Origin of the sequence: uncultured Gimesia sp. (assembly GCF_963972345.1) — a bacterium.
Classification (GTDB): Bacteria; Planctomycetota; Planctomycetia; order Planctomycetales; family Planctomycetaceae; genus Gimesia.
This window is the reverse complement of the sequence record NZ_CAXAVM010000151.1, coordinates 1-17,533: the sequence shown is the minus strand read 5'-3', so window position 1 is coordinate 17,533 and position 17,533 is coordinate 1. Positions and strand designations below refer to the sequence as shown.

Annotated in this window: 17 protein-coding genes; 7 read left to right on the top strand and 10 right to left on the bottom strand. The window is 51.4% G+C overall.

Going from position 1 to position 17,533, the window contains the following annotated elements:
- Positions 1 to 252 precede the first annotated feature (252 nt).
- The 5 genes from AACZ40_RS21010 to AACZ40_RS20990 form a co-directional block, all read right to left on the bottom strand.
- A complete protein-coding gene (locus AACZ40_RS21010; protein WP_291170964.1) occupies positions 253 to 1,209 on the bottom strand; it encodes a DUF1559 domain-containing protein in 957 nt (318 codons plus the stop codon).
- 104 nt (positions 1,210 to 1,313) lie between these two features.
- Entirely contained in the window at positions 1,314 to 2,657 is a 1,344-nt protein-coding gene (locus AACZ40_RS21005; protein WP_291170962.1) for a FecR domain-containing protein, read from the bottom strand.
- Positions 2,654 to 3,178 carry a sigma-70 family RNA polymerase sigma factor gene (locus AACZ40_RS21000; RefSeq protein WP_291170960.1) on the bottom strand — a complete coding sequence of 175 codons (525 nt, stop codon included), beginning with the start codon at positions 3,176 to 3,178 and terminating at the stop codon, positions 2,654 to 2,656. The genes AACZ40_RS21005 and AACZ40_RS21000 overlap by 4 nt, the downstream gene beginning before the upstream one ends.
- 244 nt (positions 3,179 to 3,422) lie before the next feature.
- A complete protein-coding gene (locus tag AACZ40_RS20995; RefSeq protein WP_291170959.1) occupies positions 3,423 to 4,682 on the bottom strand; it encodes a sulfate adenylyltransferase in 1,260 nt (419 codons plus the stop codon).
- A 163-nt stretch (positions 4,683 to 4,845) separates the two neighbouring features.
- Positions 4,846 to 5,667 (bottom strand): sugar phosphate isomerase/epimerase, encoded by an 822-nt coding sequence (locus AACZ40_RS20990; RefSeq protein WP_291170957.1) that lies wholly within the window; start codon positions 5,665 to 5,667, stop codon positions 4,846 to 4,848.
- Between the two features lie 140 nt (positions 5,668 to 5,807).
- Here AACZ40_RS20990 and AACZ40_RS20985 point away from each other — a divergent pair, with 140 nt between their 5' ends.
- Complete coding sequence (locus tag AACZ40_RS20985; RefSeq protein ID WP_291170955.1) at positions 5,808 to 6,617, top strand: SDR family oxidoreductase; 810 nt, start codon at positions 5,808 to 5,810, stop codon at positions 6,615 to 6,617.
- Between the two features lie 80 nt (positions 6,618 to 6,697).
- Here the strand turns inward: AACZ40_RS20985 and rpsT are convergent, their stop codons facing one another.
- Together rpsT and AACZ40_RS20975 are read right to left on the bottom strand one after the other, a co-directional pair.
- Positions 6,698 to 6,970, bottom strand: coding sequence for a 30S ribosomal protein S20 (gene rpsT, locus AACZ40_RS20980; RefSeq protein ID WP_291170953.1), 273 nt, complete (start codon positions 6,968 to 6,970; stop codon positions 6,698 to 6,700).
- Between the two features lie 252 nt (positions 6,971 to 7,222).
- Positions 7,223 to 8,638 carry a tetratricopeptide repeat protein gene (locus AACZ40_RS20975; protein ID WP_291170950.1) on the bottom strand — a complete coding sequence of 472 codons (1,416 nt, stop codon included), beginning with the start codon at positions 8,636 to 8,638 and terminating at the stop codon, positions 7,223 to 7,225.
- Positions 8,639 to 8,990: 352 nt separating this feature from the next.
- Between AACZ40_RS20975 and AACZ40_RS20970 the strand changes: the two genes are divergently transcribed.
- From AACZ40_RS20970 to AACZ40_RS20950, 5 genes are all read left to right on the top strand, one after another.
- Complete coding sequence (locus AACZ40_RS20970; protein ID WP_291170948.1) at positions 8,991 to 9,998, top strand: DUF1080 domain-containing protein; 1,008 nt, start codon at positions 8,991 to 8,993, stop codon at positions 9,996 to 9,998.
- Between the two features lie 58 nt (positions 9,999 to 10,056).
- On the top strand, positions 10,057 to 11,466 hold the full coding sequence (locus AACZ40_RS20965; protein WP_291170946.1) for an MFS transporter: 1,410 nt from the start codon (positions 10,057 to 10,059) through the stop codon (positions 11,464 to 11,466).
- Positions 11,467 to 11,543: 77 nt separating this feature from the next.
- A complete protein-coding gene (locus AACZ40_RS20960; protein WP_291170944.1) occupies positions 11,544 to 11,777 on the top strand; it encodes a hypothetical protein in 234 nt (77 codons plus the stop codon).
- A gap of 263 nt (positions 11,778 to 12,040) precedes the next feature.
- Positions 12,041 to 12,496 carry an Hsp20/alpha crystallin family protein gene (locus AACZ40_RS20955; RefSeq protein WP_291170943.1) on the top strand — a complete coding sequence of 152 codons (456 nt, stop codon included), beginning with the start codon at positions 12,041 to 12,043 and terminating at the stop codon, positions 12,494 to 12,496.
- A gap of 9 nt (positions 12,497 to 12,505) precedes the next feature.
- A complete protein-coding gene (locus AACZ40_RS20950; RefSeq protein WP_339675728.1) occupies positions 12,506 to 12,889 on the top strand; it encodes an Hsp20/alpha crystallin family protein in 384 nt (127 codons plus the stop codon).
- A gap of 27 nt (positions 12,890 to 12,916) precedes the next feature.
- Here AACZ40_RS20950 and AACZ40_RS20945 read toward each other — a convergent pair whose 3' ends face one another.
- Genes AACZ40_RS20945 through AACZ40_RS20935 form a run of 3 tightly spaced genes read right to left on the bottom strand, consistent with a single transcriptional unit; the run spans position 12,917 to position 16,588 of the window.
- The gene (locus AACZ40_RS20945; protein WP_291170941.1) at positions 12,917 to 14,041 is read right to left on the bottom strand and encodes a tetratricopeptide repeat protein; all 1,125 of its coding nucleotides are present in this window, start codon (positions 14,039 to 14,041) and stop codon (positions 12,917 to 12,919) included.
- A gap of 2 nt (positions 14,042 to 14,043) precedes the next feature.
- Positions 14,044 to 15,804, bottom strand: coding sequence for a CRTAC1 family protein (locus AACZ40_RS20940; protein ID WP_291170940.1), 1,761 nt, complete (start codon positions 15,802 to 15,804; stop codon positions 14,044 to 14,046).
- Positions 15,785 to 16,588, bottom strand: coding sequence for a creatininase family protein (locus AACZ40_RS20935; RefSeq protein ID WP_291170939.1), 804 nt, complete (start codon positions 16,586 to 16,588; stop codon positions 15,785 to 15,787). Before AACZ40_RS20935 ends, AACZ40_RS20940 begins: the two co-directional genes overlap by 20 nt.
- A gap of 211 nt (positions 16,589 to 16,799) precedes the next feature.
- On the opposite strand from AACZ40_RS20935, the gene AACZ40_RS20930 reads away from it, so the two are divergent.
- The coding region (locus AACZ40_RS20930; protein ID WP_339675723.1) for a DUF1559 domain-containing protein at positions 16,800 to 17,533 on the top strand (734 nt) is incomplete at its 3' end.

The window sequence follows — 17,533 nt, the reverse complement described above, 5'->3', positions numbered from 1 at the left end:
TTAAGAGCAACAGCAAACGGTGAGCCGAACAGTATTGGGCTTGCCCGACAGTGTTTCGATCCAGGTTACTTTGTACGTTTCACAACAAATCACAATCCACACTGCCCCTCATCCCCTCAGATATAAATCCCGAACCACTAAACACAATTCACGGGTAGCCAGGAATACAATTCGAGATTGTCTCAGACAACACTGAAGCACAATGAAACTCCTCCCACCCGTCACAGCTGATTAAAATCACCAGATCCAGTTCTAAAATTCTCCCAGCACTTCCCCACCCGCTCGTGTCCCCAGATGACGAAACGTGGCGGTATCAACATTGTCGGAAATGAACCGTACCGCCCCGTCTGCCAGGAGAAAATGAACTCCCCCCGTATGTCTGCTGCGGGCATAGACGGCATTGTCACCACTGGAACAGGTTGTACTGATCGGAGCATAATCTCTGTGATAACCATAGGTGACGGTATCCGGCACACTGGTATTGGGTCCCTGCAGTGTGGTAAACGTCCCGCCGCCCACATATTTTGTTCCCCAGATCCTGCCACGCAGATCACCAATCGTCAGACAGTCTGCAACGGAACTGCCGCCAACAACATCGGGAACCAGGTTGATTTCCCCGGCTGCGATGGTATTGGAAGTGCCATCGGTGACATCGCTCATCCTCACCCGTGACACATAAAAGAACATCCCGTTTAATTTAGGAAAAGTCCCATCTGCTCCCTGGGTCGTCGATCCGGAGCACAGCAGATAATTTGAGTAAAACGTACTTTTCTGACTGCCGATTTTCCCGCTGTTGGGATCGGAAGGACACATGAAGACGGGCACTTTGACCGATCTCTGCGGATGAGAAGCAAAGTCACTGACGGTTCCTGACTGAAACCCGTCTTTCAGCTTATCGTACAGCGGGGCCTGATCGACGTAAGGCAAAACCATGTGAAACCAGGACTGGCGGGCATGATTCTGGCCCGTGTAGGCAGCAGTATTCACACCACACACGGTCGCAAAGGGAAACACGCGATGCGTATCGTGGTAGTTATGCAGCGCAATCCCCAGCTGTTTCAAATTATTTTTACAGGTGCTCCGACGGGCAGCCTCCCGCGCCTGCTGTACTGCAGGGAGTAACAATGCGATCAGAATCGCAATGATTGCAATGACTACCAGCAGTTCAATTAATGTAAAACCCTCTCGTCGTCGATGTTGAAATACCATGATTTCTCTCTTCATAAAGAATGTTGAACACAGAATAAAAATAATCATCGGGAAGTAAGGGAAGCGCGCTATCGCCGGTACCAGGGGAGTTCAATAATGAGATCTTAATGAGGAGATTGAACGATGACTCGAAATTCATCGACGAAACGCTCGCCGGAAAGCAGCATGAAAGACAGTGTTCGCCGATCAGCTGAAATCGCCACTTCGTCATAGCGGGCTTTGGGGTCTTTCCCACCTGTATCCGTTTCGGTTCCCTGGTGAACGAAAGAGCGATTGGCATCGCCCACACACAGGGGATGAAAGAGCCTGTCGGTTTGTGTGAGATTTTCCCTGTCCAGTATGACCCCCAGAATCGGTCGATCAAAATGGATTTCCCCCTGGACCGGAATAAAGGTTCCCTCCTGCTCAGCGGGGTCGTAATAGATCCGGTAGCAGTCCACCGTCGTGCCGGCGGAAATCCTGCCTGCCCTGTTGATTGCCGTTGTTTCAGACGGGTGCGCCACGAGTTGCAAATCACTTTTCAAGGTGACCTGCATCCGTTCCGGAAAAACAAACGCGAGACCATCGTGTTCGAAGACCTGGTATTTGCCTGTCGCCAGGGTATCAGGCATGTTTTCCTGTAAAATCACGGATTCAGAATAATGCAGTATGCCACACTTTTCAGCGAGAGAATTGGTAACGGCGGCTTCCGCGATTTCATTCTTCGCAGAATCAATGGTTGCGGAATGACGCTCGGAAACCTGTTTACTCGACTGGATTCCTCCAGATTGATTCATCAGCGAGGCAATCACTTTTCCTCGATAAACCTGAATCCGCGTATCGAGTTTTTCTACCGTCTGTACAGAAAACAAAGTCCCCAGATCAATCACACGACCATGGGGCGTATCCACCTGAAACCCGATTCCGGAGCTGGGAACGTTGGCAATGAAACTCCCCTGCTGGAGATGCATCGAATTATTGCCCGTCACTTCATAGGAAGCCGGTGCAGAGATGAGCACCTTCGCGCCGGTGGGAAAATGCAACTCGGCTGAGCCCTGCTTGAGTGTCTGTTTGATAAAGTTTTTAACCGGTTCCCCGGAGCTCAATACGACCCCTTCGGAAAGGGATATCAGGGGAGTGCTGGAGAAAAACTGATAAAGAAAATACCCTCCCAGCATAAAGAGCACGCTGAACATCGAAGTCATCACGGATACGACCACAGTTCGATTACTTCTGGAAGGGATGCGTGCAGCGCTGGAAAGCACAGGCCCCTCTTCCGGAATTGCCTGCTCCTGTTCCCGGGCGGCTCCCCACTCCGCCAGCACCAGATCATCGCTGGCATATTTAATCAGGCGTTCTGCCAGTTCAGGTTCATTGCAGAGCCGCTCTTCGAACATATGGATTTCTTCGGCAGATAGTGTCCTGTCGAGATACTCCTGTAACAGTCGATCATCATTCTGCTGAATCATTCGACAGATTCCTCCAGGAGGCGTTGCGCGATGCATTCTCTCAGAATCGTGCGAATGCGATGAATTTTGGCATAGAATGCGGTCACCTTGAGACCGGACTGTGCCGCGATCGTTCCCAGGCTCTCGCCGGAATTGTCATAACAGCGGGCAATGAGTGCGCGACTCACCTCGGGCAGACGGTCCAGACATTCCAGTAACTTTTCCCGCCTGGTGGAAACGGGTTGCTTCTGCTCGACCCGCTCGGCTGCTTCGGCGAGAACAGCGATTAACTGCGGGTTCACCGGTTTTTCCCGATCATAGTTTCGATAATACGAGAGCACCCGGCGGAACGCGATTTCACGAGCCCAGGAGAAAAACACCACTTCGGACTCCAGCTTCGAAAAAGATTCGACCACCGCCACTGACACTTCCTGAAAAATATCATCGGCATCAGAACGGTTTCGCACACTGGCATGAATATAGGCATACAGCGGTGCCTTATATTGCAACAGCAGCTGAGCAGCATCTGATTGTAAATCCATATCAGTAGTCATCAGTTACTTTCGGTGATAGTGAACTTCCCGATTCATAGAGGAACCAACTCCTCATTTTTTTACGCGCTATTTTCAATAAATTTACATTATCCGCAAAATAATCAGCGCAGCAGACTCTGGAAACTGGTTTTGTCGCGCATCGACTGTTGCCTGACCACCGTTCACGAAAAAAGGCAGACAGGTTTGATCCCTGTCTGCCTTTCACAATTAGTGTAGCTGATCTGACTTTAGATCAGGATTCTTTCATCGCTTCTGCCAGGATCTTGGAAGTACTTTCCCGCATGATGCGAGGATCGACCATTTCGCCTTCCAGCAGAGTGGCACGAACCTGTTTCCCAGAGATGAAAACCGGTTTCTCTTCAGAATGATTTTCCATCAGGTCCACACGGCCCAGTGATTCATAATAAGCAGCAAATCCTACATTGACCGGCTCAATCAGCAGTTCGCCAGCCAGGTTATTGAAGATTTCCTGTGCGTCGAAGTCACCCCAGATGGCAGTGCCATCTGCATAGGGAGCATCAGCGTGCTTACGACCGATGACAATGTTCGTATAACCCATGTTCTGACGGTAAATACCGTGCATGACCGCTTCTTTGGGACCACCATAGAACATTTTGATGTCCAGACCGAGCAGCAAAACACGATCGGGAGGCGTATCGTCGCGAGATCCCCACAGTTCAGGATCACTGTCGCCTTCGCCGAGTTCGCGATTTTCGATCAGCTTCTCATAGGTTTCCATCCGGATCTCGGCACTGACGTCATCACTCTTGGTTTCACCGATCAGGGGATTCAGCACAGCGCCTGCATTTTTGCCGGCTTTCAACAATGATTCCAGGCCATACACGAGTGCATATTCATGTGCCCGGTGCAGCGGGTTACGTGTCTGGAATGCAACGACGGCATCCCAGCCCTTTTCAGCGATCAGGGCCCGGACTTCACGGGGAGTCAGAACGTATTTTCCGAATGAGCTGTTTTTAGGCTGAGGCAGAACACGAATTTCTCCACCAATCAGGTGAGTTTTATCAGCATCCCCTTCGAGGACCATGGCGGCACCGGGATGATCAGTACGCTCTGTCTGGTAGACGCTCTTGAGGTATTTGGGTTTATCCCATTCGAATACATCTGTGATATCCAGAGTCGCGACGATTTCTCCATTCGGATTGGTTAAAGCCACTTTCTGTCCGCTGGACAGTGTAGCGGCGAGTTCTGAAGTCACGGGAAGAGCCAGGGGAATGGTCCAGGCGTATTGCTTGCCATTCACTTCAATGCAGGCTTCATCCAGAACACGATTATATACTTCACCATTCATCGGCCCGGTCAGTGGACTCAGTGTGCCATCGCCCAGACGATAGACAGTCGACAGATCCGCCGCGGAAACAGGTACCTGGGGAAGTCCTGCTGCTTCTGCTTTGAAGCTGTCAATTTCGCCAGCAGGTACTGTACAACAGACAGGTTCGCTCAAACCTCCATGAGGGGCAATAAGATCGGCCATTGTTTGAATTCTCAATTTTTACAAAAGGGTTCCAGAAGTAACGCCCACCATCGGACGTTTCCAGCTGCGAAATTAGGGAAACGCCGGGAAAACTTCAAGCAACAGACACGCGGATTCACCGAATTCAAAAAACTCTCTCATTTCAGAGAGGTTTCAGGCAGATTCAGCTTCTTAAACCCGCCTGTTTCATCAACAAATCCGTCGCGACGTAGGCTTCCCAGACCCACTCCTCAATTTTGTCTGGTTCGGGAGAATATTCCAGCTCCAGCGAGACGGCGCCGGGAATGTGTAAATCCCGTATCTCACTCAGGTAAGGTTCAAACGGAACGACTCCCCGACCGGGTGGAAGATCGCCGTGTACTTTCCCGTCGCAGTCAGAAATATGGACATGAATCGCCCTGTTCTGCAATTTCCTGAGTTCCCGGGGCGCCACATCAGCCAGTAACAGATGGGAAATATCAATATTGGCTTTCAGAGCCGGATGATTCACTTCATCTACAAAACGTACCATCGCATCCACGCTGTTCAGCAGCGACAGGGGAAAGGGCTCCAGCTCTAATGCAATCTGCAGTCCCAATGATTCTGCATACAGCGCCAGCTCCCGACATTGACTGACGCCGAGCTGCCACTGTTCTTCAGGCGGAATCACTTCACGGTTCCAGATGTACTCGCCGAGAACCAGCAGCAGGTTTTGCGCTTCGTATTCATAGCAGAGATCCAGATAGGCTTTGACGCGCTGCAGATGGAACCGCTGGACACTCGCATTAAAATCGATCAGCCCCACCGCCACACAGCAGACCGAGATGATCGGCAGTTCCAGGCGGTCACAGGTATCTTTCACCAGTTTCCGTTCGCGGATCGCGGCCTCCAGGGGATCGATGAAAATATCGACACAGTCAAAACCGATCTCTTTGGTTTTCTGCAAACCCCAGGCGGTATCTCTGCCTGCCTGTGCCCAGGCCGAATTGATCATCCCCAGTTTCATTGTCTGTACCTCATTCGACTTTGGACTTAATCGATTTCATGGCATATTAAGATAACAGCCCGCTTGCAGGGAGAAAAGCCTTTGATCAGAATGAGTCTTCGTTACTTCCGTTGAATCCCGTTGAAAGCAGGATAGAATTCATGGATCTGAATTTAACAGGCGCATCCGTGGTGATCACAGGTGGTGCGAGTGGCATTGGTCTGGCAACCGCCCGCGCATTTGCCGGGGAAGGTGCGCACATCACGCTCTGGGATCGGTCTGAAAATGTCGTTGAAATTGCGCAACAGGTAAGCGAAGAAACAAGCCAGAGTATCAGCGGTTTTCAGGTGGATCTTACTGATTTTACAGCTGTCCAGAAAACGATGGAATTGACTTTGGAGTATCGTTCCAGAATCACACACCTGGTGCATGCGGCCGCCACAGGTTCCGGCAAGTTTGGTTTTCCGTTTACTAACCTGACACCCGCAGACTGGCCGCGTGTGTTTGAAGTGAATATGCAGGGCATGGTCCATGTGGCGCACGCTGTGGCTCCCCTCATGCAGGAAGCGAGGACGGGCAGTATGATTTTTATCAGCTCCATCGCCGGACAGATTGGCTCCCAGACCGATCCCCCCTATAGTGCCTCCAAAGCAGCCAACATCAACTTTGCACAGTGCATGGCAAAAGATCTGGCGCAATACGGGATACGCGTGAATTCGGTCTGTCCCGGCATGGTGCAGACGCCTCTCAACCAGGCAGTCTGGCAAGCCTGGAATGATCGCCAGTCTGCGGAGAATCAGAAATCATATGCTGACTGGGCAGGCGAGAAGATCAGGCAGCTGGTACCGCTTCAGCGCTGGCAGACCCCCGAAGATATTGCAGATATGATCGTCTTTCTCAGTTCCGATCGAGCCGCCCAGGTAACGGGACAAACCATTAACGTGGATGGCGGGTTTGTCATGCACTGGTAATCAAAAAAAGAAAGCCCTGCGTAAATCAGTCCGCGATGAAACGGACCAGTTACGAAGGGCCATGATTTTCAAGTCACTGATTACTCAGCAGCTTTTGTCTGATTTGCTGATTTTGCCAGACGTGACTTGGTACGGGCAGCAGCATTTTTGTGAATGATACCTTTCGCAGCAGCCTGATCAATCTGCTTGGCAGCACCCCGAAGTGCTTTCTCAGCAGCCTGTGCATCATCACCTGTGATGGCAGCCCGCGCGATTTTGATGGCTGATCGTAATTCCGAACGGGTCGAACGGTTACGAAGACGACGGGTATCACTTTTTCGCAACGCTCTTTTGGCACTTTTTGTGTTTGGCATGTTTCGACTTAAGTATTTTCTGAGTAACTGTTTACGATACAAACTGGCTTCCGTCGATGAAGACAGTCGCCACATGAAGATCTCAGGCAGATTGAGGAGTTTAACAACCTCTTGATCGATATTCCAGCCATTCTGAACAGCTAAAACCAGCTTTTATCAGGAATTTCGAGAATACCGGCGATCATGATGAAGATTACTGATCCACAAGTTTTGCAATGAACCTGCATAAACGGCCCGATTTCCTGATTTCGCTCAGGCAGAGGCGTCCGCCCCTTCATCTTCCAACCTGGCACGGGCATCTTTATACTCATAATCCAAGGCAAGAATTTCACTGTAATGATCATCTGCCTGGGCTTTTTGTCCCGCTTCCTGGTACAGCCGTCCCAGCAGATAATGGGCTTCCTTGAAGATCTCCGGTTTTTCATCTCCGGAGAGTTTGGGAAGCGCTTTCTCAAACTGACGCCTGGCAAGTTCTTTTTTACCATCCGCGTAGAAACATTTGCCCAATGCCACCAGGGCGTCTGAACTGATCCGGGAATCTTTTACCGATTGCTGCAGCAGGGAGATTGCGGGCGACCATTTCTTCAGTCGGATAAATCGCTGTGCGAGTTCATACTTTATTCGCATATCCGCCGGGTAACGTTCCACGCGTTTGGTAAAGACTTCGATTTCTCTTTTGATCAGGGCTTTGCTGATCAGCGTGACCTGTTTTTTCGCCTCGGCATCTTCGCGATCACGATTAAACTGGTCTTTGGCAGCGGTGAGTTTCACCCGTAACAGTTCCAGATCAATATCTTCGATCTGTTCGCCGATGTTCGAATCTTTACCGGAATATTCGTATGCCTTTTCGTAATGCTCTCTGGATTCGATCAGCTTGCCTTCACGACGGTAAAAATCGGCCAGCCTGAGATAATGGTCCTTATTTTCAGGCTCTTTGCGGATGGCGCGTTGCAGATCGGCTTCCTGTGACTGCCCGGGGCCATCTGCCGCATTTCCTTTTTGAGCCTGCTGGCGTTGTTCACGCGTCGCGCGGCCTTCGTCGTAAGCAGACTGCCGCTTGACGCCACTGGATTTTTCGGCTCCGTCATATCCCCCGCGCACTTGAGTTTCAGTCGCCATCAGTGAAGTGACTTTGGACCGGGCGACCCCATCCATCGGATCGAGTTTAAATGCCATTTCCCAGCATTCCCGGGCCGCTTTGTATTCGCCTTTTTCCTCAAGCAGCAAACCCAGTTCTTTGTAATACCCCTTGTTGGCCTTATCGTTCTCAATCGCGACTTTATATCCAAAGATGGCAGCATCGTCATAACCCAGGTTGGAACAGGCCTCCCCCATATCGGCATTCAATCCCGGATCCCAGGGATTGAGCGTTAAACCTTCTTCAGCCAGTTGATCGACGGCGGCCCAGTCTTTTTTGCGACGGGAATTTTTGATCTTGGTTTTCAGGCCCGCTAATTTGAGCATGCCCATTTTTGAGCCGGAATGATTGTCGCCGTATTTTTTGCGTTCGGCGCCCCGCTTGGTCTGTCGGTATAACAGTGCCTCTGGTTCCAGTTTCACCGCAGTTGTGAACATCTCGATGGAATAATCCCAGTTCTCTTTCGAGAGGGCCTCATTGCCCCGTCTCCAGCAGTCTGCGGCAATCTTTTTGTTTCTGTCCGATGTCATTTGCTCTTCCGCTGTTAACCCAAAACTCAATTCAAAATGAAGAGTGCAGAGACACCTCCTTCCAATCCGTCTCGTACCGATTCGACAGGCAGGCCCGCACTTCCCGTGGTTATACTCTCTTACGTATCAGTGTGACATCTTACTAGATTTTTTAACACCTTGCCATCACAAGTTTTACTTAATTTTAATACACACTCGTACCCTTCACACCAGAAACCTCTGCCACTGTACTTGCATCTCTGATCGCTGAATCCCACAATAGATTTCATATCACGAGCCTGCCTGGCTCTGGAACTCCATTCAAAATCCGTGCATTCATTCCCCTGTCAAACCTCGACTTTTGGAGAATATCATGAAGCAGTTTTCGATTTGCGCCCTTTCAGGCTGCTGTGCTCTCTTACTGGTAATTCAACTCTGTCATGCAGACTCCAAGTCTCCCAAGTGGGCTGCCACGAACGTGAAACAGGCAGGCCCTGACTATGAAAAACAGGGAGAATATTCCGGGATCATCGGGGAGGGTGATGAATCACTGAAATACGGTGTCCAGGTCATCGCCCTCGGTGAGGGAGAATTCGAAGCAGTCGGTTATCCCGGTGGTCTGCCCGGTGATGGCGCGAAGCTGGATGAGAAAGTGACAGTCAAAGGAGAATCCAGGGGTGGCGTCATCAGCTTCGTCTCGGAACAGGGACGCGGTGATCTGGGCGATGAAGAAATGACACTGTTCGACCTGGATGGAAATGAGGTCGGCGTACTGGATAAAGTGTATCGAAAAAGCCCCACACTTGGAAAAAAAGCGCCCGCCGGGGCAACGGTTCTGTTTGACTCAGACCAGGCAGAACAGACCGTCAAGAATTTTGAAAACGGTCGGATCACCGAAGACGGTCTCCTGAAAGAAGGGACCACCAGTAAAAAGAAATTTAAAGACGGTCGCCTGCATCTGGAGTTCCAGCTTCCCTTCATGCCGCAGGCCCGTGGACAGGCCAGAAGCAACAGTGGCTGCTATGTGCTGGGACGCTATGAAGTTCAGATACTCGACTCGTTTGGGCTGGAAGGCAAAGACAACGAGTGTGGAGGCATTTACAAACTGGGCGCCCCCAGCGTCAACATGTGCTTTCCTCCCCTGGCCTGGCAGACCTACGACATCGATTTCCAGTCCGCTCAATATGACAAAGCGGGTAACAAAACCGCCAACGCACGCATTACGGTCAAGCACAACGGGGTGATCGTACAGGACGATAAGGAAATCGAAGAACCCACACCAGGCGGGACCAACAAAGACGAATCCATCGCAGGCCCCCTGTTTCTGCAGGATCATTCCAATCCGGTCCGTTTCCGAAATATCTGGGTGCAGGAAAAATAAGCGACGCGTTTCGAAACCGCATTCCCATCCTGATTTTCCCCAATAAGGCCACACCCCGATGACAGACACGGACATTCTGCCCGCAGAAAGTACTGATCCTGCGCTCAAGACCAGGCTCTGCCTGATGATGTTTCTGCAGTACTTTGTGCAGGGCTGCTATCTGCCGATCATTACACTGTATCTGATTCAGGCGTTAGGATTTTCCGCCTGGCAGATTGGTGTGTTTGGTGCAGCACTGGCCGTCGGCCCTTTACTGGCTCCCTTTCTGTTCGGACAGATCGTCGACCGCCACTACGCGACAGAACGCGTGCTCGCATTCTGCCATCTGGCAGGTGGTGTGATTATGCTGGCGCTGTTCGTACAACAGAGCTTCTGGCCGGTGGTAACCCTGGGAGTGCTGTATTCCATTCTGTATGTTCCCACCATGATGCTGACCAATTCACTGTCCTTTCAACATCTGAAAGACAGTGACAAGGAATTTCCTCTGATCCGCTTGTGGGGCACGATTGGATTTGTCGTTCCCGCCTGGATTGCCGAAGGCGTCTTCCTCGCGAACCTGGAAGGGGAAGCGCTCAATACGGGCCGGGGGATCGTATTGGCAATGGCAGGCGTGGTGGGGTTATTGATGGCTGCCTACTGCTTAACCCTGCCACACACGCCTCCTGTCAAAAGTGATAAGAAAGACCTGGCTCCGGGAAAAGTAATCAAGATGCTCCGATATCGGCATTTCCTGGTGCTGGTGATCGTGGCCTTTATCATTTCGATCGTCCATAAGTTTTATTTTCAATGGAACAGCCCCTTCCTGAGTGCGATCCTCAAGCAGGCTGATGTGACCGGTGCCTGGGAACAACGGATCAGTTCGATCGGGCAGGTGTTTGAAGTTCTGGTGATGGCGGTCCTCGGGTTCGGGCTCAAGAAATACGGATTTAAAACCGTGATGCTGGTGGGCCTGCTCTCCTACCTTGTACGCAGCCTCATCTTTGCTTATGCCTCGACCATTGGAACTGCGGCAATCATGAAAGGCTTCACGGTTGCCATTGCACTCACCTGCCTGGGCCAGGCCATGCACGGACTCTGCTTCGGCTGCTTTCTGGCGGCTGCTTATATCTATGTCGATAAAGTCGCACCGTTGGACGTACGTGGTTCCATGCAGACTTTTTTCGGAACTTTTGTGTTTGGGCTGGGAATGTTCGCCGGAGGATTCATCAGTGGAAGCATCGGCGATTATTTTACTTCCACTGCCAGAGACACCCTGTTACGCACGCAGTGGAATATCCCCTCGCAGACAGGTATCATCGAATTTACTCAGAAAAATCTGGCTGGCGAAACCGCCCAGTTACTCCGGGACTGGCCCGGGATCTGGCTCAGCAGTGCGGCGATTGCTCTGTTCGCGACTCTCATGTTCTGGATCCTGTTTCCCAAAACGGACACCTCTCAACGCATGGACCATTCTGAAGCACCGGGATAGAATGGCTTCGTGGAATCCACGCGATACCGGTTTCAAAAATCCTCACGGCGAACACATTCAACCAGGACGCTGGCTCAATGCCTTTTCATATTGCAGAACATCAACTGATTGGTGGAATCGTTTTGATTCTGTCCGTAATTGGATTTGTCAAAGCACAATGGATTCAGGCCAATACCCGTAAAGGCCAAAGGCTCACACGTTCCCTGGGACCGCTACCCGCGCTCTGGGTGATACGACTGATTTTTATCACTGGCACCCTGTTTGGGGGAGCACTGGCTGCAGGCTGGATCCAGCCCATTCAATGGAATTGACGTCAATATAGCCTCAACCACTTCGGAACCCATCTGCCAGATTGGCACTCCCCGGGGCTGTATATGTGACGGAAAACACATGCCAGTTTGACACTCGCCACCAGTGGCTCGCCCACCGCGCAACAGAATTGATCCACCTAATCTACTATTCCATAGACACTTAGAGATCCTACCCTGCAAATACATCCTCTCCGGTAAAATGGTATGCCCTTTGCTTATCATATAAGTCAGTAATTTTTCACCGCTGTATAAGGACAGGAAAAATGCCGATCTTTCGCTGGGAGCAGTCATGGAATCCATTACGAGATCTGGAGCGTGAAGTAGACCGCCTGATTCAAGGCGTCGAGTTCACCGTTCAGGGGATTCGCATGCCTCGCCAGTACCCGGCAGTGAATATATTTGAACTGGAGCACGAGTTCCTGATCACAGCGGAACTGCCGGGAATGCAGGTTCAGGATCTGGAACTGACAATTGCCAATGGTGTGCTGACACTGAAAGGTCATCGGGATTCACCGGTGGTGGATAATCAAGATATCCCCGAAGAGCGATTTCGACGCAGAGAACGCACCTTTGGGGAATGGCAGAGGTCGATCAGTATTCCGGATCGCATCTCTGACGAACACCTCTCCGCCGAATTTAACGATGGCGTCTTGAAAATTCATCTTCCCAAACTGGAAGAAGAGCTACCGCGGCAGATTCCTGTGAGCTCAGGAGAATAGGACATAACGATGAGTCGACCACACAGCGAAGATGAACCGAGAGAATTTCTCACTCCCGAGCAGTTTGTATTCACGCCACCAATTGATATCTATGAAACAGATGAAGGGCTGGTGCTCTACGCTGACCTGCCCGGCGTTTCCGTCGGCTCACTGGAACTTCAGGTTCAGGATAATAAACTCACACTGCTGGGAAAGGTCGAGCCACAGATTCCCGAAGGGGCACTTCCGCTTCATAAAGAATACGAAGTGGGCAATTTTCTCCGGTCCTTTATCTTGAGTGGAGAAATTGTTCACAGCGAAATCGAAGCCAAGCTTGCCAATGGTGTCCGGCGGATTTTTCTGCCGAAAGCCCCGAAAGCAGAACCCCGCCGCATCCAGGTGAATACGGGCTGAACCATATTTTATTGTCGCTCCCCTGCTTCATTTTCGACCTGCCTGCGTTTTCTGCACGCTCTCACTCTGCAGTGAAGAAGGTCTCAAATCTTCATTCTTGATCAGTCGCTGATTGAGCTGCTGCAGTTCGAGTGCCTCTTCACGCTTCCCGGACAAGCCAGCGGCACGTGACAATGCGGAAACATAACGTCTGTCGGTCTGCTGTGTCGCATACAGAGGTTTCAACAGCGCGTATGCCTCTGCTCCTTTTCTCTGATAAATCAGGAGATCCGCCTTCAGCAACAGACACTCGATATCCTCTGAATCGATCTGCAATGCCTGGTTGATCACAGCGAGCGACTTCTCGATATTCCCCTGATTCCGATTGATTAAAGCCAGGTAGCGGAGTGCGGTGGTCGACTCCGGTTTTTTAGCAAGACACCACCGCGCTTCGCGCGTCGCTGTTTCCAGATCTCCCGAATACAGTCCCGCATACGCCAGATTGAGATGCGCTGCGTACAAATCGGGCTCCAGGTACAGCGCCTGTTTCAAAGGCCCTGTCATTTCAATCGTACGCCCCGCCTGTTTGAGGATTTCCGCTACCAGCAGATAGTCTTCTGCCTGATCCCCGCCCAGTTCAATATTCCGCCTGGCATAGCGGAGAGCCCGGTTATATTTTCGCTGTGCAAACAGTAATTGCGCCAGACTTTTCTGAAAGCGCCTTTCTTCCGGATACTCACGCACCAGGATGAATAACGCAGCGGAAGCCCGCTCCGGGAGTCCCTGTTCCAATGCGATCTCCGCAATTGCTTCGACAGCCTCGTAATAGCGCGGATGCCGGGAAGTCACATGCGAAAAGTTTTCCAGGGCCTGGTAGGGAGCACGGTCCTGAATCAGTTCTCCCAGCTGGAAATGAGCAAATTCATCATCAGGATGCTGCTGCAGATACGCGATCAGTTCCTTACGTTTTGCTTTTTGGGAATTCTCAGTCACCTGCTCCACAGCGGCCGGCTGGCTGGAATCGGAATTGCCCGATTCACTCTGAAACACAAGGTAAAGGAACAGCGCCAGGCAGCCTCCCACCAGAATCAGGAAACCACTTGAGAAAAAGGGGCTCCTTGCCTGCTGAGTAAAGGGCGGTGTCAGTTTTTCAGGTTCGGTCCGACGGTTCATATTCAGGGCTGGGTTGGAGGCTGTTCTGGTAAAACGCTGGTTCCCTCTATCAATGTATAACGTCCCCCCGGCTGTAATCCAGTCCAGTTTTCGGTTTTCCCGCCTGGCCATCTGACTTTGACTGCGACTGGCGCGTTGCTGTCTCCCAGTCCACAAGTCACCCAGGCTTCATCAGCCGAAAGGTAACTGCTGCTCCCTTTTCTCAACCGGGTCATTTTTCGCGAGCCACCAGTCACTTCCAGAACCGCGCCGATCGCACTCCGATTCGAAACGGTTCCCACTAACTGCAACGCGATGCTCTTGTGAATGGGTGCTGAGCGGTTTTCCAGCAGGATCAGGCGCTCATTCAGATGTGAGACGGCCAGATCTGCCAGTCCATCCTGGTTAAAATCAGCCACGGCACAACCTCTGCCAACCTGTTTCGTTTTGAAAAATTCCCCGGACTGCTCGGAAACATCATCAAACCTCGTACCAGCCAGATTAAGAAACAATTGCGGTTCCTGTTCATAGGGCTCAGCTTTTCCCAATTGAGACAATCGATCGTGCACGTGTCCGTTGGTCACAAACAGGTCTTCCCAGCCATCATTATTCACATCCAGAAATGAAGTTCCAAAACCGAGTCGCGCGCGGCTCGGAGCAGCCAGCCCCGTCTCATCTGTCACATCCAGAAAGAACAACGCCCCTTCATTGCGATAGAGTGTATTGGTTTCGCCAAAATAGTTCGTGACCAACAGATCCAGTTCGCTGTCCCCATTATAGTCGGCACCTGCCAGCCCCATTCCTGCTTCCCGATCTCCGGTCCTGTTAAATGCCAGGCCAGAGACCAGCGCCTGATCTGTAAAGACCCCTTGCCCGTTATTGATCCATAACTGGTTGGCCACCGAATCGTTGGCGACATACAGATCCATGTCTCCATCCTGATCATAGTCAGCGGCGAAGACTCCCAGCCCCTGGCGCGCCGGTTCATTATGCAGGCCCGCTTTCTGGGAAACATCCAGAAACGAGCCATTCCCCAGATTGAGATAGACCACATCATACTGCCCCGGAACGTAGCGCGGGTGACAGATAAAATAGACGCGTGCCGCATCAACACGACGGCTGCAGATCGGATAGTGGTCCCGGTCAATCTCCAGGTAATTCACCACATACAGATCCAGCAGGCCGTCACCATTCAGGTCGGCCCAGGTACAACTGGCCCCGTATCCCGGATCATCGACGTGCGCGAAAGAGGAAACTTCGGAAAATGTCCCATCCCCCTGATTGCAGTACAACAGGTTTCGACCAAACGCGCTCACATACAGATCATCAAATCCATCATGATTATAATCGCCCACTGCAATTCCCATGGAGTAATTCAAAACAGTCAATCCGGAAGCAACGGTCACATCCTGAAACTGACTGTTCCTGCGATTCCAGTAAAGACGATTGGAGAGTGCAATATCGACAGGCTGACTCTGCTTTCGTTCGACGTTACTCCACTCTTCTCCCTGGGCACAGTACAGATCAGGGAATCCATCACGATCAAAGTCGATCCAGCCCACTCCCGACCCCATCATCAGATGCAGATGCCGCTGGACTGTCACCGGGGAGCGATGCTGAAAGGTTATCTGCGCAGCATCGGTCACATCCTGGAAGGCTATCGCCGACTGTTTCTCCTCTGCGAACAGATCGCCATTCATGGAAAAAAACAGAGGACCAAACAGGCTGAATAAAACTGTCAACCAGACAGGAATCGTATTTCGACTAGAACGGAAACCGGTCATCCAGATCTGCCTCTGAAAGTTCGACGACAAATTGTGATAAACGGTCGACTAAAATCTGCATCAGCTGTTCCCCCTTCTCTGCAGTCGCCTTGTGGGGATTTCCGGAACCCGAATTGGTCGTGAGTAAATGCCACGGACGGGTAATGCTGACCCAGCCCTCATTGACTGCGGAAAACCGAGTCGTCTTCGTCGCACCGTCGTCTGCATGTAACGCGCCCGTTTCTGCATCGCGGTTCACCAGCTGGGGAAAGTAAGCCAGCGCCAGTGATGTTTCCATTTCCCCTGCATGGTCGTCCGGGTTCTCAAAGATCTCGGCTTTCACATCTGCTGACGTACCTCGAAACCAGTCGGCCAGGAAAATCTGCACCGTCGTGGAACCATGCAGTTCACGCAGGAGCGGCTTAAAGTCGTTACCGCCATGGCTGTTGAGAATCAGCAGTTTATTGACCCCATGATTCGCCAGGGAATCGACCAGATCCATGATTATCTGCCCCAGGGTCGAAGGATTCACATTCATCGACAGGGGGAACGCCGCCTGGTTGGTTTCCGTGCCGTAAGGGATCGCAGGCAGCATCACCACTTTCGCGCCCCGCTGGTGCGCCGCTTCACAGACCCGCGAGCTGATCGCGTCAGCTTCGTAGGTATCGGTTCCGTAGGGCAGATGCAGGTTATGGGGCTCAGTCGCCCCCATCGGCAGAACGGCGACCTGGTAAGGATTCTCTTTCACATAAGCATAATTGATCTCGGACAGAATCCAGGGACGGATTGCAGATTCAGCGGACACGCGTTTCTCTCCTCATTTGCGATCTATGAAGTTGAATGATTCAGGAGTACTGTCATATTACCAGATTCCCTGCGAAACCTCATGTTCTCGATCCTCCTGATAAAATAAATATATACATTCTCGCCTTATGTTTGCCTGTATTGTAATGAACAGAACCGGTATGCTGAATGAGGATTGAGTTTCTGACAGGACTATATTACAGGGTATCAACATGGCGAACTGGTATGTAAAACGCGGAAGTCAAGTCGCCGGGCCTCTGACCCGGGAACGCCTGAATCAACTGGCGGCCGAAGGCAAAGTTCAAAAAACAGACCTGGTCAGAGAGGGTGAAGCCGGCGAATTTCACCCCGCTGCCAAAGTGAGTGATCTCTTCACGGGAGCGGAGACCTCAGCCTGGGATGAATTTGATTCCGGACCGGAAACTCAACCGCAGTCCAGTCAACCCGCAACCAAAAAGAGCAAAACGACCTTGATCGTCGTTCTCGCAGTGGTCGGCGTGGGGGGCATTTTAATGGCGATGTTTTTAATCGCTCTACTGCTCCCAGCGGTACAGCAGGCACGGGAAGCGGCGCGCCGGTCCGCCTCCAAAAATAATCTCAAACAGCTCGGGCTGGCGATGCACAACTATCATGATACTCATCGCGTGTTTCCACCAGGAGAAACCTTAACGGTAGAGGGAGCACCATCACAAAGCTGGCAAACATTTCTGCTCCCTTTCGTGGATCAGGCAGTCCTCTATAACCAGATCGATTTCGACTACGCCTGGGATCATCCTTCCAACCAGGCACTGTTCCACCAGGAAATCCCCACTTACCTGAACCCCAATATCAACGTCAGAGTCTCCCCGGAAGGTTTGGGGCTTTCGCACTATGCAGGAAATCAACTGGTCTTGAAATCAAACGGCGAATTGGGAATTCGAAATATCACTGACGGCACTTCCAATAC